The sequence below is a fragment of the Amycolatopsis sp. 2-15 genome, assembly GCF_030285625.1.
Taxonomy (GTDB): domain Bacteria; phylum Actinomycetota; class Actinomycetes; order Mycobacteriales; family Pseudonocardiaceae; genus Amycolatopsis; species Amycolatopsis carbonis.
Map to the genome: position 1 here is coordinate 8,285,208 of NZ_CP127294.1, position 22,138 is coordinate 8,307,345.

The 22,138-nt window shown below is 71.2% G+C and carries 20 protein-coding genes and 3 pseudogenes; 11 read left to right on the forward strand and 12 right to left on the reverse strand.

Translation table 11 applies throughout. From position 1 onward, the window contains the following. Nucleotides 1-107: 107 nt before the first annotated feature. Complete coding sequence (locus tag QRX50_RS41015) at nucleotides 108-395, reverse strand: hypothetical protein (RefSeq protein ID WP_285968462.1); 288 nt, start codon at nucleotides 393-395, stop codon at nucleotides 108-110. A 211-nt stretch (nucleotides 396-606) separates the two neighbouring features. Here QRX50_RS41015 and QRX50_RS41020 point away from each other — a divergent pair. The 5 genes and pseudogenes from QRX50_RS41020 to QRX50_RS41040 all read left to right on the forward strand — a co-directional run bounded on the left by QRX50_RS41020 (nucleotide 607) and on the right by QRX50_RS41040 (nucleotide 4,102). After that, a pseudogene (locus tag QRX50_RS41020) lies at nucleotides 607-1,414 on the forward strand (oxidoreductase). 47 nt (nucleotides 1,415-1,461) lie between these two features. After that, nucleotides 1,462-1,935, forward strand: coding sequence for a mycothiol transferase (locus QRX50_RS41025; protein ID WP_285968463.1), 474 nt, complete (start codon nucleotides 1,462-1,464; stop codon nucleotides 1,933-1,935). Between the two features lie 74 nt (nucleotides 1,936-2,009). Further along, nucleotides 2,010-2,405, forward strand: coding sequence for a YciI family protein (locus tag QRX50_RS41030; RefSeq protein ID WP_285968464.1), 396 nt, complete (start codon nucleotides 2,010-2,012; stop codon nucleotides 2,403-2,405). Next, a pseudogene (locus QRX50_RS41035) lies at nucleotides 2,405-3,618 on the forward strand (RNA polymerase sigma factor). The gene QRX50_RS41030 and the pseudogene QRX50_RS41035 overlap by 1 nt, the downstream one beginning before the upstream one ends. A 97-nt stretch (nucleotides 3,619-3,715) precedes the next feature. After that, nucleotides 3,716-4,102, forward strand: coding sequence for an Imm1 family immunity protein (locus QRX50_RS41040; protein WP_285968465.1), 387 nt, complete (start codon nucleotides 3,716-3,718; stop codon nucleotides 4,100-4,102). Here the strand turns inward: QRX50_RS41040 and QRX50_RS41045 are convergent. Then, a complete protein-coding gene (locus QRX50_RS41045; RefSeq protein WP_285968466.1) occupies nucleotides 4,083-4,457 on the reverse strand; it encodes a YrdB family protein in 375 nt (124 codons plus the stop codon). The genes QRX50_RS41040 and QRX50_RS41045 overlap by 20 nt on opposite strands. Nucleotides 4,458-4,525: 68 nt before the next feature. After that, a complete protein-coding gene (locus QRX50_RS41050) occupies nucleotides 4,526-5,608 on the reverse strand; it encodes an MFS transporter (RefSeq protein WP_285968467.1) in 1,083 nt (360 codons plus the stop codon). A gap of 458 nt (nucleotides 5,609-6,066) precedes the next feature. Between QRX50_RS41050 and QRX50_RS41055 the strand changes: the two genes are divergently transcribed. After that, complete coding sequence (locus QRX50_RS41055) at nucleotides 6,067-6,264, forward strand: hypothetical protein (protein WP_285968468.1); 198 nt, start codon at nucleotides 6,067-6,069, stop codon at nucleotides 6,262-6,264. 196 nt (nucleotides 6,265-6,460) lie between these two features. Here QRX50_RS41055 and QRX50_RS41060 read toward each other — a convergent pair whose 3' ends face one another. From QRX50_RS41060 to QRX50_RS41075, 4 genes are read right to left on the reverse strand one after another with little or no spacing between them, the layout of a single operon-like run. Then, on the reverse strand, nucleotides 6,461-8,293 hold the full coding sequence (locus QRX50_RS41060; RefSeq protein WP_285968469.1) for an ABC transporter substrate-binding protein: 1,833 nt from the start codon (nucleotides 8,291-8,293) through the stop codon (nucleotides 6,461-6,463). Then, the gene (locus QRX50_RS41065; RefSeq protein ID WP_285968470.1) at nucleotides 8,290-10,353 is read right to left on the reverse strand and encodes an ABC transporter ATP-binding protein; all 2,064 of its coding nucleotides are present in this window, start codon (nucleotides 10,351-10,353) and stop codon (nucleotides 8,290-8,292) included. The genes QRX50_RS41060 and QRX50_RS41065 overlap by 4 nt, the downstream gene beginning before the upstream one ends. Nucleotides 10,354-10,357: 4 nt before the next feature. Beyond that, complete coding sequence (locus QRX50_RS41070; RefSeq protein ID WP_285968471.1) at nucleotides 10,358-11,254, reverse strand: ABC transporter permease; 897 nt, start codon at nucleotides 11,252-11,254, stop codon at nucleotides 10,358-10,360. Beyond that, nucleotides 11,254-12,198, reverse strand: a complete 945-nt coding sequence (locus tag QRX50_RS41075) for an ABC transporter permease (protein ID WP_285968472.1) — start codon at nucleotides 12,196-12,198, stop codon at nucleotides 11,254-11,256. The genes QRX50_RS41070 and QRX50_RS41075 overlap by 1 nt, the downstream gene beginning before the upstream one ends. 284 nt (nucleotides 12,199-12,482) lie before the next feature. On the opposite strand from QRX50_RS41075, the gene QRX50_RS41080 reads away from it, so the two are divergent. Then, nucleotides 12,483-13,733: a DUF8814 domain-containing protein gene (locus tag QRX50_RS41080; RefSeq protein WP_285968473.1), complete on the forward strand. Its 1,251-nt coding sequence runs from the start codon at nucleotides 12,483-12,485 to the stop codon at nucleotides 13,731-13,733. Between the two features lie 147 nt (nucleotides 13,734-13,880). Continuing rightward, a complete protein-coding gene (locus QRX50_RS41085; protein WP_285968474.1) occupies nucleotides 13,881-14,687 on the forward strand; it encodes a S1 family peptidase in 807 nt (268 codons plus the stop codon). A gap of 15 nt (nucleotides 14,688-14,702) precedes the next feature. Here QRX50_RS41085 and QRX50_RS41090 read toward each other — a convergent pair whose 3' ends face one another. The 5 genes and pseudogenes from QRX50_RS41090 to QRX50_RS41110 form a co-directional block, all read right to left on the reverse strand. Next, a complete protein-coding gene (locus QRX50_RS41090; RefSeq protein ID WP_285968475.1) occupies nucleotides 14,703-15,602 on the reverse strand; it encodes a LysR family transcriptional regulator in 900 nt (299 codons plus the stop codon). Between the two features lie 10 nt (nucleotides 15,603-15,612). Beyond that, nucleotides 15,613-16,179 (reverse strand): PadR family transcriptional regulator, encoded by a 567-nt coding sequence (locus QRX50_RS41095; protein WP_285968476.1) that lies wholly within the window; start codon nucleotides 16,177-16,179, stop codon nucleotides 15,613-15,615. A gap of 94 nt (nucleotides 16,180-16,273) precedes the next feature. Further along, on the reverse strand, nucleotides 16,274-17,551 hold the full coding sequence (eno, locus tag QRX50_RS41100) for a phosphopyruvate hydratase (protein WP_285968477.1): 1,278 nt from the start codon (nucleotides 17,549-17,551) through the stop codon (nucleotides 16,274-16,276). Between the two features lie 183 nt (nucleotides 17,552-17,734). Next, nucleotides 17,735-18,160: pseudogene (locus tag QRX50_RS41105) on the reverse strand (maleylpyruvate isomerase family mycothiol-dependent enzyme); the annotation flags it as partial. An 18-nt stretch (nucleotides 18,161-18,178) separates the two neighbouring features. Beyond that, entirely contained in the window at nucleotides 18,179-18,493 is a 315-nt protein-coding gene (locus QRX50_RS41110; protein WP_285968478.1) for a maleylpyruvate isomerase N-terminal domain-containing protein, read from the reverse strand. Nucleotides 18,494-18,725: 232 nt separating this feature from the next. On the opposite strand from QRX50_RS41110, the gene QRX50_RS41115 reads away from it, so the two are divergent. The 3 genes from QRX50_RS41115 to phnE are packed head-to-tail and all read left to right on the forward strand — an operon-like array spanning nucleotide 18,726 to nucleotide 22,113. After that, nucleotides 18,726-19,685 carry a phosphate/phosphite/phosphonate ABC transporter substrate-binding protein gene (locus QRX50_RS41115; RefSeq protein WP_285968479.1) on the forward strand — a complete coding sequence of 320 codons (960 nt, stop codon included), beginning with the start codon at nucleotides 18,726-18,728 and terminating at the stop codon, nucleotides 19,683-19,685. Continuing rightward, nucleotides 19,682-20,470, forward strand: a complete 789-nt coding sequence (phnC, locus tag QRX50_RS41120) for a phosphonate ABC transporter ATP-binding protein (protein WP_285968480.1) — start codon at nucleotides 19,682-19,684, stop codon at nucleotides 20,468-20,470. The genes QRX50_RS41115 and phnC overlap by 4 nt, the downstream gene beginning before the upstream one ends. Then, nucleotides 20,467-22,113, forward strand: coding sequence for a phosphonate ABC transporter, permease protein PhnE (gene phnE, locus QRX50_RS41125; protein WP_285968481.1), 1,647 nt, complete (start codon nucleotides 20,467-20,469; stop codon nucleotides 22,111-22,113). The genes phnC and phnE overlap by 4 nt, the downstream gene beginning before the upstream one ends. The last annotated feature ends 25 nt before the right edge of the window (nucleotides 22,114-22,138 follow it).

The window sequence follows — 22,138 nt, forward strand, 5'->3', positions numbered from 1 at the left end:
GTTCTCGATCCGGGGTTTGTCCCGCAACCGAGAACGGTAGGACCCGGCACCGACAGTTCCGGCCGCCGCGGCTTCCCTCGATCCGGTGAACCGACCTGCCCTCGACGCTACTTCGTCAGCGTCCTCATCAACTCCACCAAGCCGCCGGCCCCCGCAACTGCCCGACCAGTCACCGCGTCGGCCGGGGGGTCGCGTTCCGTCATGGCCGCGGCGAAGAGGTCAATGTCCCGGAGTTCGACCTTGCCGAGGTGCGCCACGTTTCCCGCGGTGAGGGCCTCGCCGAGGGCGGAGAGGGTGACGGCGGCCGGCAACCGCGGGTCGTCGACGCCCGGGCCGACGCAGGCGCGCAGCGTCGCCACGCCGTCGGCCGTCGTCAGCGCGTGCGTCGTGTCCACACCGGCGACGGTAACCGCGGCCGGCGCCGGAAAACCTGGCCCTGCCACTCCCAGGAAAACGAGGACCGTCCCCTCCCCCGCCGCGCGAGCGCATGGTGGAACGCAGGCGGGACAGCCGCCCGGAAGACCCAGCAGGAAAGGCATCCGGCCATGGCCGACAGCGTTTCCCGGCGGCACGCTCACCCTCGCCGACGACCTCACCCTCAGCCCCATGGGCTACGGCGCCATGCCGCTGGCCGGCCCCGGCGTCTTCGGTCCGCCGAAGGACCACGACGAGGCCATCGCGGTGCTGCGCGAAGCGGTCGAGCGCGGCATCCCCCCATATCGACACCAGCGACTTCTACGGCCCGGTCGTGACCAACGAGCTCATCAAGGAAGCGCTGCACCCCTACCCCGCCGACCTGCGCATCGTCACGAAGGTCGGCGCGCGCCGCGACCCGGACGGCGCGTGGATCCCGTCGCTGGAGCCGGAAGACCTCAAGGCGCAGGTGCGCGAGAACCTGCAGCACCTCGGCCTCGACGTGCTCGACGTGGTGAACCTGCGCGTCGGCGCCCATGAGGGCCCGGACGACACCCCGCTCGGCGAGGAGATCGGCGTGCTGGCCGAGCTGCGCGAGCAGGGCCTGATCCGCCACCTCGGGCTCAGCGGCGTCTCGGCCGCGCAGCTCACCGAGGCGCAGGCCATCGCGCCCGTGGTCGCGGTGCAGAACCAGTACAACCTGGTCACCCGCGACGACGACGCCCTCGTGGCACGTTGCGCCGCGGAGCACATCGCGTTCGCGGCGTTCTTCCCGCTCGGCGGCTTCAGCCCGCTGCAGTCGGAGACGCTGGCCAAGGTCGCCGCGAACCTCGGTGCGTCGCCGCAGCAGGTCGCGCTCGCGTGGCTGCTGCAGCGCTCCGCCACGACCGTGCTGATCCCCGGCACGTCGTCGCGTGGGCACCTGCGCGAGAATATCGCCGCGGCCGACCTCGTGCTGCCGGCCGAAGCGGTGGCGGAGCTCGACGCCATCGGCGTCTGAACGTCCACAGTGGACCCAACCGCGATCGCGGGGCTAGGCTCACCGGTGTGATCACCACGGACGGATACCTGTACCTCGTCGACCGCGCGCTCGACGGGATGGCGGCCACGCTCACCGAGCTCGGCGACGAGCTCGTGAACGTGCGCCCCGAGGCGGCCGGGACGAACTCGCCGTACGCGATCGTCACGCACTGTCTCGGGGTGATGGCGTTCTGGGGCGGCCAGGTCGTCGCGGGCCGCGACGTGGCGCGCGACCGGGCCGCGGAGTTCGAGGCCGCCGGCCCCGTCGCGCCACTGCTGGAGCGGATGCGGGCGGTCCGGGAGCGTTTCGGCGCCGATGTCGCCGGGTGCACCGCGGCGGCGCCACCGAAGGGCGAGGTCCCGCCGAAGTACCGCGACACCCCGATCGGCGCGGCTCAGGGCGTCGCGCTGCTGCACGTGTACGAGGAGCTGGCCCAGCACCGCGGCCACCTCGACCTCACCCGCGACGTGCTGCTCGGACCCGGCGGGAAAACCGGGTAGAGGACACCAGGCCGGCTCCGTCCTTACAGTGAGCGTGCCGGCTCGCGGCACGCCGGAAGGGCGGAGGAGCCACGATGACGAAGTACATGGTGATGCAGACGTACTCGGGCGGCGAGGCCTGCGACGTGCCGATGAGCGAGTGGTCCCCCGAGGACATCCGGGCGCACATCGCGTTCCAGCGGGCGCTGAACGAGGAGCTCGCCGACCAGGGCGGGCTGGTGGACGCGCAGGGGCTGGCCGGGCCGGAGGCGGCGAAGAAGGTCGTGTCCGGCGGCGCAGGCGGGACCGTGGTGACCGACGGGCCGTTCACGGAGAGCAAGGAGCTGCTCGCGGGGTACCGGATCATCGACGTCGACTCGGAGGAGCGGGCGCTCGAGATCGCCGCGCGGCTCTCGGCGGCGCCCGGGCTCGGGGGTACGCCGATCCGCCAGCCGATCGAGGTCCGCCAGGTGATGAGCGCGCCGGCCTGATGGCGGCCGAGAGCGTCGAAGACCTGCTGCGCACGCTCGCGCCGCAGGTCCTCGGCGTGCTGGCCCGGCGGTTCGGCGATTTCGGCGCCGCCGAGGACGCCGTGCAGGAGGCCTGCTCGCCGCCGCGCTGCACTGGCCCGGCGACGGCGTGCCGGACAACCCGCGCGGCTGGCTGATCCAGGCGGCGGCGCGGCGGCTGACCGACGCGTACCGCAGCGCCGAAGCCCGCGCGCGGCGTGAGCTGGCGGTGTTCGCCGAACCGGCGGGCGCCGAGGTCGCGGACGAGGACGACACGCTCACGCTGCTGTTCCTGTGCTGCCATCCCGCGCTCACGCCGGCGTCGGCCATCGCGCTGACACTGCGGGCCGTCGGCGACCTGACGACGGCGGAGATCGCGGGCGCGTTCCTCGTGCCCGAGGCGACGATGGCGCAGCGGATCAGCCGGGCAAAGGGGAAGATCAAGGCTTCAGGCGTGCCGTTCGGGCTGCCGGCTGACGACGAGCGCCCGGCACGGCTGAAATCGGTGCGGCACGTGCTCTACCTGGTGTTCAACGAGGGCTACACCAGCAGCGCCGGGACCAGCCTGCACCGCACAGAGCTGTCGGGCGAGGCGATCCGGCTCGCCCGCCTGTTGCACGGCGTGCTGCCCGAGGACGGCGAGGTCACGGGCCTGCTGGCCCTCATGCTGCTCATCGACGCGCGGCGCCCCGCGCGGACCGGGCCCGACGGTGACCTCGTGCCGCTGGAGGGCCAGGACCGCGCATTGTGGGACCGGTCGTTGATCAGGGAAGGCATCGCGCTCGCCACCGCGGCGCTTTCCGGCGGGCCCGCCGGCGAGTACGGGCTGCAGGCGGCAATCGCGGCGAGCCACGACATCGCGTTGCGCGCGCAGGACACGGACTGGCCCCGCATCCTGGCCCTCTACCAGCGCCTTGAAACATCGGCGGACAACCCGATGGTCACGCTGAACCGCGCGATCGCGACCGCGATGGTCCACGGCCCGGCCACAGGTCTGGACCTGCTCGCGACGCTCGACGTGCGGCTCGCCGGACACTACCGCCTCGCCGCCGTGCGCGCCCACCTGCTGGAACGCGCCTGCGAGACCGCGGCCGCGATCCGCTGTTACGAGGCCGCCGCGGCGCGCACCACGAACGCCCCGGAACGCCGCTACCTCACGGTTCGCGCCGCGCGGCTGCGGGCGGACCACCCCTGACCGTCCTCTTCGGACGGTGAGTTGATGTTCCACACTTCGCTCTCACAACGGGGCCCAGTAGGATCAGCACCGATCCTCACGGGAAGCGGAGCGGACCATGGCCACCACGGGTGATCGGCGGACGGGGTACGACCTCACGAGCGTCCCCGCCGAGACGGTGCTCGCCGCGCTGCGGGCAGCCGTGCCGCCGTCGGTCACGGCGGGGGTCGTCTGGTGGATCTACGCCGGTCAGGGCCCTGGGACCCCCCACCTCGTCGTCGGCCTGCGCGGCGAGCGCGGCGCCCTGGTGTGGCAGGAGAACGGCGCCACGCACCTGCCCGCCGACGGCGCCGGCGCCGCGTCCGCCGACTACTTCAGCCTGCAAGGCGGCCACTTCCCGCAGCCCGCGGGCAGTGAGGTGCCGGCCGAACTCGTGCTCCGCGCGGTGGAGGAGTTCGGCCGGACCCGGGTCCGGCCGGAGTGCGTCACCTGGAAGCTGCCCTGAGCGCCGTCGCGGCGTCGAGGTGCATCAGCTTCACCACGGCGAGGTTCGCGACGAACAGCGTGGGCAACAGGAGCCCGAGCGTTCGCAAGCCCGAGAACCACAGGCCCGCGCCGGCACCCCCGACCACCACGACGACGGTGAGCGCGTAGAGCAGCGGCGTGTGCAGCTTCGCGGTCGGCGCGGCGAACAGGGCCCACAGGCCGATGCCCACGGCGGGCGCACCCAGTCCGAGCAGCAGCTTGCCCGCGGTGGACTCCCCCGCGTGGAACCCCCAGTACCCCAGCGCGACGATCGCGGCCAGCTCCAGCAGGAAAGCCAGGCCCAGGTTTCCCCAGCGCCACACGGTCTCGATCACGGTCGACTCCTTGAAATGAGAGCAGTGCTCTCCGTTGGAAGCAGTGTTCACCCGACGGGTCCGCGTTGTCAAGAGCACTGCTCTCGGATAGCCAGCGCGGCGGTCGCCAGCACGGCGGCGAGCCACACCGGCGCGCGGTAACCGGTGCCGATGAGGGCGGCGGCGAGCCCCGGCCCGGCGGCGGCGCCGACGTTGAGCGCGGCGGTGGCGAACGCGCCCCTGAGCGCCGGCGCGTCCGGGGCGGCGCGCAGCACCTGAGCGACAGCGGTCGACCCGACGGCGAACGACAGCAGCGCTTGCAGCGGCACGAGGACGAGCAGCACGGTCGCGTTCCCCGTGCCGAGCACGAGGGCCAGCCAGCCGACGGCGAGCGCCACTTGCGTCTTTCGCGTGGCCGGACGCCGGCCGGCGAGCGCGACTCCGGCGCAGGCCCCGATGCCGAACAACGCGAGGAGGACCGGAAGCCGGCTTTCCGAGTTCGCGATCGGGGCGAGGTAGGTGAAGACGGCGAAGGTGGCGCCGTTCACGAGCGCGCCCCGGCCGAGCGCGGCCAGCACCCGCGGCCGCTTCAGCACCGCGAACTCGGCTCGGACCGGCGTGTTCGCGGTTTCCGTCGTGGGCGCCCACCGCGCGATGGCGGCGAACGCGGGCACGGACACCAGAGCGACCGCCCAGAACGCCGAGCGCCACCCCCACACCTGCCCGAGCACGGCGCCCGCCGGCACCCCGGCGATGCACGCCAGCGTCGTCCCGGCCAGCACCACGGCGGTCGCCCGCCCCTCGCCTCCGGGCGCGGCATCGGCCGCCGCGGTCAGCGCGACAGCGAGAAGGCCGGCCGTCGCCAGCGCGGCCACCAGCCGCGTGCCGAGCAGGATCCCGAACCCGGGCGCCAGCGCCCCCGCCACGTGCACCGCGATGAACACCCCGAGGTACCCCAGCAACACGCCCCGCCGCGGCCACCCCCGCCCCGCGACCGCCAGCACCGGCGCCCCGACCACCATCCCCACGGCGAACACCGCCGTCAGCGACCCCGCCGTCGCCGGCGAAACCCCCAGGTCCCGCGCCACCTCGGGCACCAGGCCCGACACCATGAACTCCGACGTCCCCTGGGCGAACACGGCCAGGGCGAGCAGATACGGCAAAACAGGCAAGAAAGACACTCCCGAGATCGACGTGACCGTCCTGTTCGGACGGTGGAAGAAGGCACGGTCGATCGGAGCGCTGGCCTCGGCTACCGGATAACACAGCCGCTAAGGAACACAGACCCCACAACGCCACCGCTCGACCGGTGGCGCCACTCTGTTCGCCTCAGGACTGCTCACGGCGCGCACGGTAGCAGCGCGGCGCGGTGGCGCCGAACGGTTTTCCACCACCACTCCCCGACGGCGACGGCTCGCGCCTGGAAAGCGCCCCGGATTCGCTGCACCGGAGCGCCCGTAACGGGCCGTGGGGGCCGGAAAGGTCACCTGCCAAGAGGACAAGGGCCACCCTCGGTGGTAGTTCCGGGCAGCGGTCACGAAGGGTAGCGCTCGAACGGAGCAACAGGCGAAGATCGTGTCCTTCGTTCGGCGGCGTCGCTCTACCCTGGGTCTCAGTAATCTTCTCCGCCATGAACGACCGAAGGACCGGGATCCGCACGGTCCAGATGGCGGGCCTGGGCATCGTCGCCGGACTGGGGTTCCTGGTGGCGAGCCTGTGGTGGTCGGCGGCCACGTGGTGGAGCTGGCTGGGCGGGAGCCTGCTGGTGGGGATGCTGACGTGGATCTTCGTGTTCGAACTCCTGCGGCTGGGCCGAAGAGACGACTGAACACCGGTTTCTCGCACGGCGACCCGGCTCCCCCAATGTGGCGTTCGGTGCGCTGAGCGCACCCAATGTGGCATTCGGTGCGTTGAACGCAACCAACGCCACATTGGGGCGGGGTGGGCCGTTGGAGAAGCGAGGAGCCGGCGAGCGAAAAGGGGCCGCCCCGAAGGAAAGGGCGGCCCCTCGAAGAGAAGAAAACCTACTTCGTGAAGTACCAGTCCTCAGGGCTGCGCGCCGTCTGCACGGCCGGGAACGAGACGCCGCCGAGGTCCTTCGCGACGACCTCCATCGGGCCGCGCAGGGGCATGTTGATCTGGCCCGGCAGGGTCTTCGTCGCGTAGTCCTCGTAGGCGGCGAAGGCGTTCTTGTCGTCGCTGTGGAGCGTGGCGTTGATGAGCTTGTCCAGCTGCGGGTCGTCGTAGTTGCCGATGTTGCCGGTGGAGCCGGGGAGCAGCAGCTGGTCACCGGTGGGCACGGCGTTGTACTGCTGGTACCCGAAGTAGCCCAGCTGCCAGTCGCACGCGGGGCCGGAGCCGTGGCAGTCGCTGACGTCGCCCAGCAGCGCGTTGAACTCCTGGCCCTTCAGGTCGAACACGATGCCCGCCTCGGCGGCGTCCGACTTCCACTGCTGCATGATCCGCCCGTACGCGGGATTGCCCGTGGAGTACTGCAAAGTGAGCTCCAGCCGGGTGCCCGCCGCGACGCCGGCGCCGCACTGGTTCGGGGCGGTGCCGGGCGCGGTGCACGTCATGGCGCCGTTCTGCAGGGTCCAGCCGTGCGACGTCAGCAAGGACTTCGCCTTCGCCTTGTCGAACGGGTACGGGCCCGCGCCGCGCTCGGCGTCGGTCACGTAGGAGTTGTCGGGGTTGATCGGCACCGGCCCGGTGGTCACGGTGGCGTAGCCGCGGTAGGCGACGTTGACGTCCGTCACCTGGTCCAGGGTCTGCTGGAACGCCTGCCGGACGTACAGCTGCTTGAACACCGCGCCGTACTTCGGGTTGTCCATGTTCAGGATCGTCGAGCTCCAGCCCCACGCCGCGGCGGGCACGAGGTTGTAGTTGGCCTGCAACGGGTTCGTCGCCGGCAGCTTCTCGCTCGCCTTCTTCTGCGGCAGATCCGCGCCCTGCACGCCGCCGACGGAGATGGTCCGGCCGCTGCGCAGCGTGTTGAACTCCGCGCTGGTGCTCGTGAACGGCTGCATCTTGTAGTGCGCCAGGTGCGGCTTGTCCGGCCCGCTGTACTTCGGGTTCGGGTCGTAGCTGATGTTGCCCTCGGCGTCGAACGACGTGAGGTGCCACGGCCCGTCCACGACCTGCCACAGCGGATCCGTGGCGTAGGTCGAGAGGTCCTTGCTCTTGTTGAACAAGTACTTGTACACCGCGTCGCACTTCGCGCGGTCGTCCGCGCAGCCGCCGCTGCCCGCCGCCGCGGAGTCCGACGTCTTGTCCCACGCCATCGGCAGCGGCGCGATCTGCGCGAGCTCCTGACCGGTGAACCACGTCGGCGAGTACGAGTCGGTGAGCTGCAACGTCACCTGCTGCGGCCCGGTCGCCGTCGCGGACTTCACGTTGTCCGGGAACTGGCCCGGCACGTAGCCGTACCAGTTGGCCTTCTCCGCGAACATCATGTTCATCCAGAACACCACGTCCTTGGCGTTCACCGTCTCGCCGTTGGACCACTTGTACGGCTTGACGTTGATCACCACCTTGGTGTTGTTGTCGCTGAACACGGGCGGGTCCGCGAGGCTCTTGCGGGTGTTGACGCCGGTGCTGCCACCTGCGTCGCCGAACCAGTACAGCTCGCGGTACATCAGCTGCTGCAGGTCACCCGTGGCGTAACCGCTGTTGTGCGCCGAGTCCACGAACGGGAAGATCCAGTTCGGCTGGGTGCCCGGTGATTCGGCGAAGACGGCCGTGCCGCCTTCGGTCGGCGTGCCGCCGCCCGAGCTCGAGCTCCCGCCGCTGCACGCGGTGGCGAGCGCGGCCGCGGCCAGCACCACCACCGGCGCCACGAGTGCCTTGCGCAGTCTCATCCGTTTTCTCCTTGGTAGACCTTCGTCGCGTCGTGCTCACGAGCGGCGTCGAGCGGGAAGTGGCAGGCCGCCTCGTGCCCGGCGCCGAAGGGCCGCAGCACGGGCTCCTCGGCGGCGCAGATCTCCTGCGCGAACGGGCAACGCGTGCGGAAGCGGCAGCCCGACGGCGGCGAGATCGCCGACGGCAGCTCACCCGAGACACCGCCGCTCTGCCGAGCCGCCCACGGATCCGCGACCGGGACCGTGTCGATCAGCCCGCGCGTGTACGGGTGCCGCGGGTTACCGTGCACCTCGGCGGCCGGACCGGTCTCCACGAGCTTGCCGAGATACATCACGCCGATGCGCTGCGCCAGGTACCGCACCACGGACAGGTCGTGGGAGATGAACACGTACGTGAGCCCGTGGCGCTCGCGCAGGTCGTTCATCAGGTTCAGGATCTGCGCCTGAACGGACACGTCCAGCGCCGACACCGGCTCGTCGGCCACGATCAGCTTCGGCGCCAGCGCCAGGGCCCGCGCGAGCCCGACACGCTGGCGCTGCCCGCCGGAGAACTCGTGCGGGTACCGCTGCGCGGCGTCGGCGGGCAGGCCCACCTCGCCCAGCAGCTCGCGGACGCGCGCGCTGCGCTGCGCCCGGCTGCCGACGCCGTGGATCTCCAGCGGCTCGGCCAGGATCGCGCCGACGCGCATGCGCGGGTCGAGCGAGGCGTACGGGTCCTGGAACACCAGGTGCGTGTCGCGGTGGCGCTGCCGCAACTCGGCGCCGTGCAAGGAAGTCAGCTCCGTGCCGTTGATCCGGATGTGGCCCGACGTCGGTTCGTCGAGCCCGACCACAGCCCGGCCCACGGTCGTCTTGCCGCAGCCCGACTCCCCGACGAGCCCGAAGGTCTCCCCTGCCGCCACGGAGAAGCTCACCCCGGCGACGGCGGACACCGTGCCCGTACGCCGCCGCAGCACCGCGCCCTTGGTGACGGGGAAGTCCTTCACCAGGTTCTCGACTTCCAGGAGCGGCGCACCTGCCGCGGGCTCCGAGGCCGGCGCGCCCGCCCGCTCGTGCACGCGGACCACGGCCGAGGGCTCGTCGACCCCGGCCGATCCGACCGGGTGGAAACACGCGTACTCGTGCCCGGCCACGTCGGCGCGCAGGTCCGGCTCCTTCTCGACACACTCTTCGCTCGCGTACCGGCAGCGCGGCGCGAAGCGGCAGCCGGCCGGTGGCTCGCGCAGGTCCGGCGGCAGGCCGGGGATGCTGTAGAGCTTCTCCCCCGACTCCGCCGAGTTCTCCGGCAGCGCCTCGAACAACGCCTCGGTGTACGGGTGGCGCGGGTTGCCGAACAGCCGGCGCGTGTCCGTGAGCTCGGCGATCTTCCCCGCGTACATCACCGCGACGCGATCGGCGCGGCCCGCGACCACGCCGAGGTCGTGTGTCACGAGGATCACGGCCATGCCGAGGCGCCGGCGCAGATCGTCGATCAGCTCCAGGATCTGGTGCTGCACGGTCACGTCGAGCGCGGTCGTCGGCTCGTCGGCGATGAGCAGCTCCGGCTCGCACACGAGCGCGCGGGCGATCATCACACGCTGGCGCATACCGCCCGAGAGCTGGTGCGGGTAGTCCTCGGCCCGCTTGCGCGCGTCCGGCAGCCCCACCAGCTCGAGCATCGCGACGGCGCGCTCGTGCAGCTCGCGCCGGGAAAGCGTCGAGTGCAGCTCCAGTGGTTCGCTCACCTGGCGCCCGATGGGCAGCGACGGGTTCAGCGAGGTCATCGGGTCCTGGAACACCGTGCCGATGCGCTTGCCGCGGACCTCCCGCAGCTCGGCGGGGGTCATGGCCGCGATGTCGTCGTCGCCGAGCAGGATCCGGCCCGACGCGATGCGCCCGCCGGACGGGAGCAGCCGCAGGATCGACAGGGCGGTCATCGTCTTGCCGCAGCCGGACTCACCCACGAGTCCGAGCAGCTCGCCGCGGCCGACGTCCAGCGTCACGCCGTCGACGGGGTGGACGACGCCGTCACGGACGTCGATGGTGGTGTGCAGGTCTTCCAGGCGCAGGACGGGGTTCATGGGTTCAGCGCCTCCGCAGCCGCACTTCGAGCGCGTCGCGCAGGGCGTCGCCGAGCAGGTTGAACGCCACGACCACGAGCATGATCGCGATGCCGGGCGGCAGGATCATCCACCAGTAGCCGTTCTGCACGAACTCGGTGCCGTTGGACAGCATGTTGCCCCAGTCGGCGTGCGGCGGCGCGATGCCGAGGCCCAGGTAGCTCAGCGCGGCCACGAGCAGGATCGCGTCGGCCACCTGGAAGGTCGCGTTGACCACGATGGTGCCGATCGCGTTGGGCATGATGTGGCGCAGCACCACGCGTTTCCCACCGCCACCCATCATCCGCACGGCTTGCACGTACTCGCGGGTGCGCAGCGAGAGCGTTTCGCCGCGCACGAGCCGGGCGGGGCTCAGCCACGCGCCGAACGACACCACCAGGATCAGCAGCCCCAGCGTCGGTGTGAAGATCGCGGCCAGGATCAGCAGCAGGAACAGCGTGGGGATGGCCAGCAGCGTGTCGACGATCCGCATCATCACCGCGTCGACGAACCCGCCCACGTAGCCCGCGATGGCGCCCCAGAACGTGCCGAACACGGTCGCCAGCACCGCCGCGGCCACCCCGATCTCGAGCGACGACTGGCCGCCGACCATGAGCCGGCCCAGCTCGTCGTAGCCCACGTCGTCGGTGCCCAGCGGGTGGCCGGCGCCCGGCGGCTGGTTGGCGCCCGCGAGGTTCGTCGCGATCTGCTCGGTGTGGTAGACGAGCGGGCCGAAGAAGCAGAACAGCACGAACAAGACGATGAGCACGAGTCCCGCGACCGCGAGGCGGTTCTCCAGGAAGGCCCGCAGGGTCGCCCGCACCGCGGAGCGCGGGGGTGTCGCGGGCGAAGCCACCGGAATCGGGGCCGCTGGGTCGGTCATCAGTACTTCACTCTCGGGTCGAGCACGGCGTAGCCGATGTCGGCGAGCAGGGAACCGGCCACCGTCGCGAGCGCGACGACCAGCCCGATCCCCAGCAGCACCGGGTAGTCGTGCACCTGGGCACCCTGGATGAACGTGAAGCCCATGCCCGGGTAGTTGAACACCTGCTCGGTGATGAGCGCGCCCGCGAACAGCTGCGGCAGGGAAAGCCCCAGCAGCGTGACGATCGGGATCAGCGAGTTGCGCAGCACGTGGCGCGTGAGCACCTTGCCCTCGCTCGCCCCGCCCGCGAGCGCGGTCCGCACGTAGTCCTGGCCGAGGTTCTCCATCACCGACGAGCGCGCGTAGCGGCTGAACGACGCGATGGTGATCAGCGCCAGCGTGAGCACGGGCAGCACGAGGGCCGGCGCCTGCGACAGGATCTCGCCCAGCGAGTCGCCGCTCGGCCCGAGTGGGGAGAACCACTGCAGCTGCACCGCGAACAGCAGCACGAGGATCTCACCGAGGAAGAAGCTCGGCATCGAGTAGAACGCGAACGACAGGCCCGTGGCCACGTAGTCGCCAAGGGTGTTGCGCTTGCGCGCCTGGTACACGCCCAGCGGCACCGCCACCACGAGAGCGACCAAAGTGGACAGTGTCATGAGCAGGATCGTCTTGGGCAGGTGATCGGCGATCACGTCGGTCACCGGCTGGTTGAGCTTGTACGAGTAACCGAGGTCACCGTGCAGCACTCGCCCGGCCCAGGTGAGGAACTGCGTGACCAGCGGGCGGTCGTAGCCGTTGTCGTGGAGGAACGTCCGGATCTGCAGCTGCGTGGCCTTCGGCCCGAGGATCGCGCGGGCCGGCCCGCCGGGCAGCAGCTGGAGCAGCACGAACGTGAGCACCGCGACCAGCACGACCACCACGACCGACTGCAGGACGCGGCGCGCCAGGTACCCCGCCATCAACCGTCCTCGTGATCGTTCCAGTACTTGCCCGATGCATACACCTACACGGCGGAGGCTCACGTGTCCACGGCGCCCACGGAAACTGACGTGCCGTTGTCCCACCTGGTGATCTTCCTACTTTCGGCGCTACCCGCATCCGCGGTGTCCGATGTAGATGATCGACAAACCGGACAATCCGGGGCACACCGTGATACACGGCCCCGCACTCGCGTTGTACGGATCGTGTACGGAACGCGCACAGACTCCTCACCGTTCGCGACGGACGAGTGAAGGAGATGGCCGTGCTGGGGAAGACAGTCGGGAAGACAACCGCCCGCCGCGTGGTCGCGGCGGTCCTGGCCGCGGGCGCGGTCACCACGAGCGGAGTGTCGCCGGCGGTGCCGGCGAGTGCCGCGCCGGCCGGGTCCTGGCGCGCCGATCTGTCCCACGTCGACGGTGACGACGTCAACGTCGAGGCGGCCGGGGACGCGCTGACGCTGAAGGATTCCGCTTGGCACAGAACGGATCTGCTCACCGCCGGCAGCCAGGGCTACCTGGTCTCCGCCGCGAAGCAGCTCGCCTCGCCGGCGAACCGCGTGACGACGAACGTCGCCGCGGACCTGCCGAAGGGCACCGACGTGCAGATCGACGTGCGCGGCCGCGCCGGCTCCGACGACTGGACCGAGTGGACGCCGGTCGGCGCGCAGGCGGCCTCGTTCGGCCGCGCGGTGAGCGTGGTGCAGGCACGGATCTCGCTGTCGAGCACCACCGACGGCGTGCGCCCGACCGTGCGCGAGGTCGACCTGACCGGCACCCTCGCCCCGCAGGCCGACGCGCTCGCCGCCACGACCCCGCTGACCTACACGATCTACGCCACGCGCGAGGGCCTCACCGGCCACACCACCGCCAACGGCCACGTGATCACGGCCAACGACCACTTCGTCGCACTGCCCTCGGGCAAGGCGACCTCGCCCAAGGGCACCGGGAACTACACGGTGAAGGTGTGCCGCACCGACGGCAGCCGCTGCGAGTACGCGCCGGTGTGGGACGTCGGCCCGTGGAACACCAAGGACGACTACTGGAACCCGGCGTCGGTCCGCTCGGAGTACCAGGACCTGCCGCAGGGCCAACCGGAGGCGTACGCCGCCTACCACAACCACTACAACGGCGGTAAGGACGACCTCGGCTACACCGTGGGCAACCCGGCCGGCATCGACCTCGCCGACGGCGTGTTCAACTCCGGCCTCGGGCTCGCCGACAACGGCAACGTGAAGGTGACCTACCTGTGGACCGGTTCGGCCGCCGCGACCGGGGTCGTGAGCACCGCGGGCGACCCGATGAACGTGCGCGCCAGCGCCAGCACCACGGCCGCGGTCAAGGGCCTCGCGGCGAACTACGCCAAGGTCGACATCGAGTGCTACGTCAACGGTTCTTCGGTGACCGGAACGTTCGGCACCAGCACGATCTGGGACCGCATCGGCCCGGACAACTTCATCTCCGACGCCTACGTGAAGACCGGGTCCGACCTCCCCGTCGCCCCGCTCTGCTCATGAGTTCCCGGTGACCGGTCCGGTGGAGACACTCCGCCGGACCGTTCGCCCTTGCGCGCAACGCTTTTTCCACCCGGTTCAGCGACACCGGTTTCCCCTCGGCCGGGCTATTGTGTCTGCCATCGTTTTCTTTGCGCCGAGGGGGTTTTCATGCCGAAGACACGACTGCCCGGAAGACGTCCGAACGCGGTGCTCGCCGCGGCGGCGCTCGTCACGGCGATGCTCGGCGCGGCGGCACTGACCACTGTGGCCACCGGCCCGGAAGCGGCCGCGTCGGGCGCGATCGTCGGCGGGGAAAAGGCATCGCTGGCCGAGCACCCGTACGCGGTGTACCTCGTGGACGACGCCGGCACACAGTTCTGCGGCGGCGTGATCGTGAGCAGCTCGGCGGTCGCGACCGCGGCCCACTGCGCCGAGGCGGTGTCCACGAAGGACATCCGCGTCGTCGTCGGGCGCGAGGACAAGCGCACGAACGAGGGCAGCACGCTCTCCGTCTCGAAAGCCTGGGTGCACCCGGACTTCGAGAAGGCCGAAGAGGGCGACGACATCGCGGTGCTGACCGTGCGCGGCCGGCTGCCCGGCCGCGCGGTGTCAGTGGCCCGCGACACCGACGTGTACGCCGCCGGCACGAAGGCCACCGTGCTCGGCTGGGGCCGCGTCGCCGACGGCGGCGACCGCTCCGACTACCTGCGCGGCGCCGTCGTGCCGATGGTCAGCGACTCGACGTGCAAGCAGGCCTACGGCTCCTATGACCCGGCGAGCATGGTGTGCGCGGGGTACCAGCAGGGCGGCATCGACGCGTGCAAGGGCGACTCCGGAGGCCCGCTCGTCATCGGCGACACGCTCGTCGGGATCGTGTCCTTCGGCGACGGCTGCGCGAAACCCGGCAAGCCCGGCGTCTACACGCGCGTGACCACGTTCGCCGGCACGATCGCCCAGCAGACCCGCGGACGCTGACCGTCCACAGCGGACTTACCCGCCGCCGGCCGACGAGCGCAGCACCTCGAGGAAATCCGCGACCGGCTTGGACCGCTGCGCCTCGGGCAGCGTGACCGCCGTGACCCGCCGGGCGAACCCGCGGCCGGCCGGCGGCCGGTCGGCGAGATCCTTGCGGTGCGCCGCGAGCGAGAGCCGCGGCACGAGGCTCACGCCCATGCCCGCGGCCACGAGCCCTTGCAGCGACTGGTAATCCGCGGCCCGGAAAGTGATCTGCGGTTCGAACCCGGCGATGCGGCACATCGTCTCGTACGCCTGCTCGTACGGCGCGCGGTGCGTGCGCGTCACCCACTGCTCGCCGGACAGGTCGGCCAGCGCCACCTCTTCGGCGTCGACGAGCGGGTGGTCGAGCGGCAGCACGACGTGCAGCGGGTCGTCGGGCAGGGCCACGTGGTGCAGCCCGCGGTCCACGGGCTGCGGCGCGAAGTCGTAGCCCCACACCAGGACCACCTGCGCGGCGCCCTCGCGCAGCCGGCTGAACGCGTCGTCGCCGTGGGTGGCCGACAGGCGCAGGCGCACGCCGGGGTGCCGTTCGCGGAACGCCTTCACCACCGGCGGCAGCAGCTCGACCCCGGCGGTCGCGAACGCCTCGATCCGCAGCTCGGTGGGCTCGGTGCCGAACGAGCGCACCTCCTGCTCGGTGGCCGAGAGCTCACCGAACAGGCTCTTCGCGTGCGCAGCCAGCACCTCGCCCGCCGGGGTCAGCTCGACCCCGCGCGGCAGCCGGTTGAGCAGCGACATCCCGACCTCGCGCTCGATCACCGACATCTGCTGCGAGACCGCCGACTGCGTGAGCTGCAGCCGGTGCGCGGCCGCGGTGAACGAGCCCCCTTCGACCACCGCGACGAGGATCCGCAGGCGCCTGACGTCCAGCACAGGTGGCTGCCTACTCGCCCGTGACGGCGTACTGCGGTGCCCGCCCGCCGAGAGTCGCGTCCACGAACGCGAGGGCCGCCCGCGCGTTCTCGATCCGGAAGGTGAGCAGCACGGTGTCGAACCCGTCGGAGGAGCCCCGCCGCTTCTCGAGCCCGTCGACGATCCGGTCCAGCACCCGCCGCTGCTCGCCGAGCAACGGCGCCGGGTCGGCCCCGCGGCGTTCCAGCAACGCGAGCTTCACCAGCAGCTCCGAGCGCACGTCACGCACGTGCCGGGCCGGGCGGGCGAGCCACTCGCCCACGGCCGCGTGACCTTCGGGCGTGGCCTGCACGAGCGCGCGCGGCGGGCCGGAGTCACCGGGCTCGGTGCCCGCCCCGACGACGAACCCGCGGGCCGGCAACCGATCCACGGCCCGGTAGACCACGGGCTTCGGCAGCCGCCAGACGCGGCCGACCGCGCCGGCCTCCGACGTGAGCCGCACGAGGGCGAAACCGTGCGTCGGGGACTCCGCCACCAGGCAGAGCACGATCCACTCGCTCAGTGACAACCCAGCGGACAACCCGGCTCCGTCTTCCACGTCCGACACTGTAGCTCGTGAGTAGTCTCGGTGATACTAGTCGCGGAAGATCGGGCCGGGCCGCCCGTTGTCGTCGAGCGCTGCCAGGCCTTTTTCAGCCCCGCAGCGTGGCGCGCCCCGCGTACCGGGCCTCGGTGCCCAGCTCCTCCTCGATGCGCAGGAGCTGGTTGTACTTCGCAGTGCGGTCCGAGCGCGAGAGCGAGCCGGTCTTGATCTGGCCGCAGTTGGTGGCCACGGCGAGGTCGGCGATCGTGGTGTCCTCGGTCTCGCCCGAGCGGTGCGACATGACCGCGGAGTAGCCGGCCTTGTGCGCGGTCTCGACGGCGGCGAGCGTCTCGGTGAGCGTGCCGATCTGGTTGACCTTGATGAGGATCGAGTTCGCGATGCCGCGCTCGATGCCGTCCTTCAGGATCTCGACGTTGGTGCAGAACAGGTCGTCGCCCACGAGCTGCACGCGGTCGCCGATGGTGTCGGTGAGCTGCTTCCAGCCCGCGTAGTCGTCCTGCGCCAGACCGTCCTCGATGGACACGATCGGGAAGCGCCGCGTGAGGTCCTCGAGGTAGGCCACGTGCTCTTCGATGCTGCGCTTGCGGCCTTCGCCGGTGTAGTCGTAGACCTCGCCGGTGTAGAACTCCGACGCGGCCGGGTCGAGCAGCAGCGCGATGTCCTCACCCGGTGTGTAGCCGGTCTGTTCGATCGCGCGCACCACGAACTCGAGCGCCTCGTCGGCCGAGCCGAGCTGCGGTGCGAAGCCGCCTTCGTCGCCGACGTTGGTGTTGTGCCCGGCCTCGTGCAGCGACTTGCGCAGCGTGTGGAAGACCTCGGAGCCCATGCGCACGGCGTCGGCGAACGTCTCGGCGCCGACCGGACCGATCATGAACTCCTGGAAGTCGATCGGGTTGTCGGCGTGGGCGCCGCCGTTGATGATGTTCATCATCGGCATCGGCAGCAGGTGCGCGTAGACGCCGCCGACGTAGCGGTAGAGCGGCAGGTGGTTGGCGGTCGCGGCGGCCTTCACCACGGCGAGCGACACGCCGAGCGTCGCGTTGGCGCCGAGGCGGGCCTTGTTCGCGGTGCCGTCGAGCGCGATCAGCGCGCGGTCGACGTCGGCCTGCGCCTCGGCCTCCAGGCCGGTCACGACCTCGGCGATCTCGCCGTTCACGGCGTCGACGGCCTTGCGCACGCCCTTGCCGTGGTAGCGGGACTTGTCGCCGTCACGCAGCTCCACGGCCTCGCGTGTGCCCGTGGACGCCCCCGACGGCACGGCCGCACGCCCGCGCGACCCGTCGGCCAGCTCCACGTCGACCTCGACCGTCGGGTTCCCGCGGCTGTCCAGCACCTCGCGGCCCTTGACCCGGACGATGCGTGTCATGTCACTCCTAACGAAGGTCTGGCCGGAGCGCGTCGGACGAGAACCGTGGGCACTGCGGCGGCAGGCGGCACCACGGTGAGCCGCGAATCACGGGGAGGCTAGCAGAAGTCGACTGAATCGATCCTGACGTTTGAGGGCCACTCCGGTGCCGGCTCCAGCGACGTTCCACTGAGCGGCACCAGCTCAGAACTTCGCGGCCTCGCGGACGAACTCGAACAGCTCCGCGTCCCCCGTCACGACCAGCCCCGCTTCGGCCGGAGACCGCCGGCCGTACAGCACGAGCGCAAGGTCCGCGGCCGTGCCGCGCACCGTGACGTCGGGCGCCTGCGCCGGCTGCTCGTGCGTCCTGATGAGGCCCTCGGGCGTGCGGATGAGCAGCCAGTCGCCCGCGGCGTCGGTCGCCGACAGGTGCAGCAGCTCCCCCGCGCCGGCCAGCTCCTGCACCGGTGCAGCGGGGTTGTGCCGCATGCGGTCGGGCAGCAGTTCGACGAACTCCGTGATCGCGTCGGCGGCGAGGTCGGGCTCGACGGTGAACGGCGCGCCGAGCGCGGCGGCCGCGTCGGCGCGGTGCACCAGCAGCTCGTGGGTCATGCGGCGCAGCCAGAACCCGGCCCGCCGGTCACTGCTTCACGTCCACGTCTCCTGCTCGGCACCGATCTCCGCGACGGCCGCGACGAGGGTCTCGCCCGCCGAGCGCACCCACCGCGCCGGGTCGGCGGGCACCACCGCCTCCGGTACAAGGCGCGGCGGCACGAACTCGCCCTTCGCCGTCACGGCCGCGGCCCAGCGCACCGCTTGCCCGACGTGCCCCACGAGTTCACCGAGTGTCCACTCGGGACAGGTGGGAACCGTTACCGTCGGGTCGGCACCGTCGACGAGTGCCGCGAAAGCGTCGCTCTGCGCGAGAACTTCACGGGTGTAGCGGTCGTTCCCCAGGTTCATGGTCCCGATGCAACCACGAACCGCGACACGACCACCACGCCATTTGCCGAAGATCCACACACGGGGCGAGGTCCCGGCCACCGGTACGGCACTCCTCCGACCGGGTTGAGACAAGGGACGTGCGGAGTTCTACTCAGCGTAACCACGGCTTCGCCTCAACTGCACAGACCGGAACGACTCTCAGGGCGTCAACACCATGCCGCCCTACCCGGGCGAAAAAAAGGAGTCCCCGATGTCCCGTCTCCCCCGACGCACGGCCGCGGCCGTCCTCGGTGTAGCCGCCGCCTTCCTCCTGGCCGCGTGCGGCCAGAGCGCGGCGACGAACACCGGCAACGCAGCCGATGGTGGCGGTCGCAACCCCGACGAGCTCGTCTTCTCGGCGGTTCCGTCCGAAAACGCGCAGAGCCTCCAGCAGTCCTTCCAGCCGGTGATCAATCTCCTGGAGAAGGAGACCGGCAAGAAGATCAAGTTCCAGCCGGCCACCGACTACGCGGCGGTGATCGAGGCGCAGCGCAGCGGCAAGGTCGACATCGCGAACTACGGCCCGCTCTCCTACGTGCTCGCCAAGAACAGCGGTGTGAAGGCCACCCCGATCGCCGCCGGGATCACGACCAAGGGTGAAACGCCCGGCTACAAGTCCTACGGCATCACCAAGGCGGGCTCGCCGATCAAGAGCATCGCCGACTTCAAGGGCAAGAAGATCTGCTTCGTCGACCCGGCGTCGACCTCGGGCTACCTGTACCCGAAGGCCGCGCTGCTGCAGGCCGGCATCGACCCGGTCAAGGACATCACCCCGGTGATGACCGGTGGCCATGACGCGTCCGTGCTCGCCGTGAACAGCGGCCAGTGCGACGCCGGCTTCGCCGAGGACGTCATGGTCGACAAGATCCTGATCGACAAGGGCCAGCTGAAGCAGGGCGACCTCAACACCGTCTGGAAGTCCGACATCATCGCCGGCTCGCCGGTCGCGGTGGACGACGACCTCTCCGCCGACCTCAAGGCGAAGATCTCCGACGTGTTCCAGAACAAGGCCAACGTCGACTACCTCACCGCCAACGGCTTCTGCTCCACCGCCTGCAAGGCGGTCGACGACGCCGGTGACTGGGGCTACGCGAAGGTCGACGACGCGTTCTACGCCGGTGTCCGCAAGGTCTGCGCGACCACCAAGGACAAGCAGTGCACCGCGGCGTGACCGACGAACCCGCCATCGTCTTCGACGGCGTCAGCAAGCACTTCGGGCCCGAGGTCCGGGCGCTGGACGAGGTTTCGCTGAAGGTGCACCCGGGTGAGGTCGTGGTGCTGCTCGGGCTCTCCGGCTCCGGCAAATCCACGCTGCTGCGCCACGTCGACGGGCTGCAACGGCCCACCGGCGGCTCGGTCACGGTGCTCGGCACCGACGTCGGCAAAGCGCGCGGCGGCGAGCTGCGGCGCCTGCGCCGGCGGATCGGGTTCGTGTTCCAGCAGTTCCACCTCATCGGCAGCCTCACGGTGCTGGAGAACGTGTGCGCGGGTGCCCTCGGGCGCTTGCGCGGGCCCCGGCTGGGCCTGTTCACCTACCCGAAGGCGGTGCGGCTCGAAGCGCTGGGCCACCTCGAGCGCGTGGGGCTGCTGGACCGCGCGTTCCAGCGGGCCGACACGCTCTCGGGCGGCCAGCAGCAGCGCGTCGCCGTGGCGCGGGCGCTGATGCAGCGGCCCGAGATCCTGCTCGCCGACGAGCCGGTGGCCTCGCTCGACCCCGAGTCGTCGGCTCAGGTCATGGCCCTGATCCGGGAGGTCGGGGCCGAGCAGAAGCTCACGGTGCTGTGCAGCCTGCACCAGGTCGACCTGGCGCTGAGCTGGGGCGACCGCGTGGTCGGGCTGCGCGGTGGCCAGGCGGTGCTCGACACCCCGGTCGCCGGCCTGGACCGCGACGCGGCCATGGGCCTGTACGCCAAGGTGGCCGCGGCCCCGCTGCCCGTGCCCGCGGCCGTCGGATGACCGCCGCGCCGCCGCTGTCCACCGCCCACGTGGCGCAGCGGACCCTGGCCCGGCCGCGCGCCGGTGGCACGGCGGCGTGGCTGGTCCTCGCCGCGATCGTCGCCGTCGGCGTGTGGGCCGTGGCGGACCTGAAGATCAACGTCGCCACGTTCGTCGACAGCGCCGACAACGCCGTCGACTTCGCGGGCCGGATGTTCCCGCTCGACTTCCCGCCCGTGGGCGAGCTGCTCGAGCTGTGCGGGAAGACGCTGGCGATCGTGGTGTCCGCGACGCTGCTGTCGGTGCTCATCAGCGTGCCGCTGGCGATCCTCGCGGCGGTGAACACGACGCCGCACCGCGCGGTGCGCGCCGGGGCCCGCACGCTCATCGTGCTGGCCCGGGCGGTGCCCGACGTGGTGCTCGCCATCGTGTTCTTCCGCATCTTCGGCCTCGGCGCCATGACCGGGGTGCTGGCCATGGGCCTGCACTCGGTCGGCATGGTCGGCAAGATGTACGCCGACGCGGTCGAGCAGATCGACGAAGGCGCCCGTTCGGCTGTGCGGGCGGGCGGCGCCGGGACGTTCCAGGAGCTCGTGACCGGCGTGCTCCCGCAGGTGCTGCCGGCGTTCGTGGCGACCGCGCTGCACCGCCTGGACATCAATCTGCGGGTCTCGGTGGTGCTCGGGTTCGTCGGCGTCGACGGGCTCGGCTACGCGATCGCCACGGCGTTCCAGCAGCTCGACTACCCGCGCGGGATGGCACTGGCGCTCGTGGTGCTGCTGCTGTGCGTGGCGGTGGAGCTGCTCTCGGGCGCCATCCGCCGCGCGCTGCTGCGCGGGCAGGACACCCGCAAGACCGTGGCGATCCCCGTGCAGCGGGGGAACCAGGTCAGTCCCGGGTGGACGTTCCGCCGGGCCCGCCAGGTCGCCTACGCGCTGGTGACCGTGCTGGTGATCGCGGCGTCCGCGTGGGGTGCCGACCTCGATCCCGCGCAGTTCTTCGGCGCCCTGGGCAATCTCGGGCAGACGGCCGGGTTGTTCTGGCCGCCGGAAACCGCCGGGATCCTCGGACAGCTGCTCGATGACCTGTGGGTCACCGTGCAGATCGCGCTGGGTGCCACGGTCCTCGGCGCGGTGCTCGCGGTGCCGATCGGGTCGCTGGCCGCGCGCAACGTCGCACCGGCCGCCTGGGTCGCGCGCACGTTCCGGATGATCCTGGTGCTGATCCGCGGCATCCCGGAGCTGGTGCTGGCGATCGTGTTCGTGGTGATCACCGGGCTCGGCGCGGTGGCGGGCACGCTCGCGCTCGCCGTGGGCGCGATCGGCCTGCTGGGCAAGCTCGTGGCCGACTCGCTCGAAGAGGTCGACTCGGGTGTCGAGCAGGCGATCCGGGCGACCGGGGCGGGGCGGTGGCAGGTGTTCTTCACCGGCACGCTGCCGCAGGCGGCCCCCGCGTTCGTGGCCCACGTGCTCTACCAGCTCGACACGAACATCCGCTCGGCGACGCTGCTGGGCATCGTCGGAGCGGGTGGCATCGGGTTCGACCTGCTCAGCGCTTCGCGGGTGATCGAGTTCGGCGTGGTCACGACCGTGTTGCTGCTGGTGTTCGTCACGGTTCTGCTCGTGGAGCTGCTCTCGGTCTGGCTCCGGCACGTCGTGCGCTGAGCCGGCAACAACTGTCGCTGATGTT

Coding starts and splice junctions, on each gene's coding strand:
- QRX50_RS41040 (WP_285968465.1), top strand. CDS start 3,716: ATGGCCACCACGGGTGATCGGCGGACGGGGTACGACCTCACGAGCGTC.
- QRX50_RS41030 (WP_285968464.1), top strand. CDS start 2,010: ATGACGAAGTACATGGTGATGCAGACGTACTCGGGCGGCGAGGCCTGC.
- eno (WP_285968477.1), bottom strand. CDS start 17,551: ATGACACGCATCGTCCGGGTCAAGGGCCGCGAGGTGCTGGACAGCCGC.
- phnE (WP_285968481.1), top strand. CDS start 20,467: ATGACCGCCGCGCCGCCGCTGTCCACCGCCCACGTGGCGCAGCGGACC.
- QRX50_RS41075 (WP_285968472.1), bottom strand. CDS start 12,198: ATGGCGGGGTACCTGGCGCGCCGCGTCCTGCAGTCGGTCGTGGTGGTC.
- QRX50_RS41070 (WP_285968471.1), bottom strand. CDS start 11,254: ATGACCGACCCAGCGGCCCCGATTCCGGTGGCTTCGCCCGCGACACCC.
- QRX50_RS41110 (WP_285968478.1), bottom strand. CDS start 18,493: ATGAACCTGGGGAACGACCGCTACACCCGTGAAGTTCTCGCGCAGAGC.
- QRX50_RS41060 (WP_285968469.1), bottom strand. CDS start 8,293: ATGAGACTGCGCAAGGCACTCGTGGCGCCGGTGGTGGTGCTGGCCGCG.
- QRX50_RS41055 (WP_285968468.1), top strand. CDS start 6,067: ATGAACGACCGAAGGACCGGGATCCGCACGGTCCAGATGGCGGGCCTG.
- QRX50_RS41115 (WP_285968479.1), top strand. CDS start 18,726: ATGTCCCGTCTCCCCCGACGCACGGCCGCGGCCGTCCTCGGTGTAGCC.
- QRX50_RS41085 (WP_285968474.1), top strand. CDS start 13,881: ATGCCGAAGACACGACTGCCCGGAAGACGTCCGAACGCGGTGCTCGCC.
- QRX50_RS41065 (WP_285968470.1), bottom strand. CDS start 10,353: ATGAACCCCGTCCTGCGCCTGGAAGACCTGCACACCACCATCGACGTC.